This window comes from Aliivibrio kagoshimensis, assembly GCF_050337105.1.
Taxonomy (GTDB): Bacteria; Pseudomonadota; Gammaproteobacteria; order Enterobacterales; family Vibrionaceae; genus Aliivibrio_A; species Aliivibrio_A kagoshimensis.
On the sequence record NZ_JAKJSQ010000163.1, the window covers coordinates 1 to 754 of the forward strand.

1 protein-coding gene is annotated in these 754 nt (G+C 34.9%); it reads right to left on the reverse strand.

Translation table 11 applies throughout. The features are described 5' to 3' along the window. Positions 1-473: 473 nt before the first annotated feature. Positions 474-719, reverse strand: coding sequence for a TIGR02647 family protein (locus L4C32_RS20735; protein WP_428198777.1), 246 nt, complete (start codon positions 717-719; stop codon positions 474-476). Positions 720-754: the final 35 nt, after the last annotated feature.

Sequence of the window (754 nt, forward strand, 5' to 3'; positions counted from 1 at the left end):
ATTATATGTAATTAAATTTTGGTTTTAATAGTTATTTCAAGTGCTTCTAGAAAGGTTTAACTACTGAAGTGAAGCCATACTAAATTAAAAAAAAAATCTTAAATGTGACCCAAATCAACTTATAATTCGACTATCTTATGAGTTAAGTTTCAGCCGATATTCATTAATCGATTAAATATTCATGTTTATTCTCACGATCTAACAATTTATCGCTATGCTGTGTTGTTGATTCTAGATTTATGCATATTAAGTCAGCCCTATTCACAGACAAACTTTCACCAATTTGTTAAGCGGATCACTAAATTTTCTGTGTGACAAAAATAGAAACATCAATAAAGGGCGGTTTTATGACCATTTAGCATAAACAAAGAGGGAGGAAAAGATGATACGTGAGCGTAGAGTCAACAGTTGAAGAGGGTCTCAGAGAGTAGAGTGAAAGTGAATTTAGCATCCTTGCTAAATTCAACTCAGGATTAAGCGCTACATTTTGATGCTAAAATTTGAATTGCACCTTGGGCATGCTCTGCAGCATCTCTACCTAAGGCTGTTAGATATCCGCCATCAACTTGCGTGACTAAACCTTTATTAAATAAACGTGTCATCGCATCAATGGTTTGAGGAGACGCATCATGGTGAACCTTAAGTCCCGCTTGCGAGCTATCTAATGAAAATTCGGTAAGCAGGCTCATTTCATTGGCAATATCTGAATTAAAAGGCATTTTTCTTCCTTATTGTTTAACACTGTGAGTAAGCA

Bases quoted from the DNA above. Each gene is read 5' to 3' on its own strand.
- L4C32_RS20735 (WP_428198777.1), bottom strand. From the start codon at position 719: ATGCCTTTTAATTCAGATATTGCCAATGAAATGAGCCTGCTTACCGAA.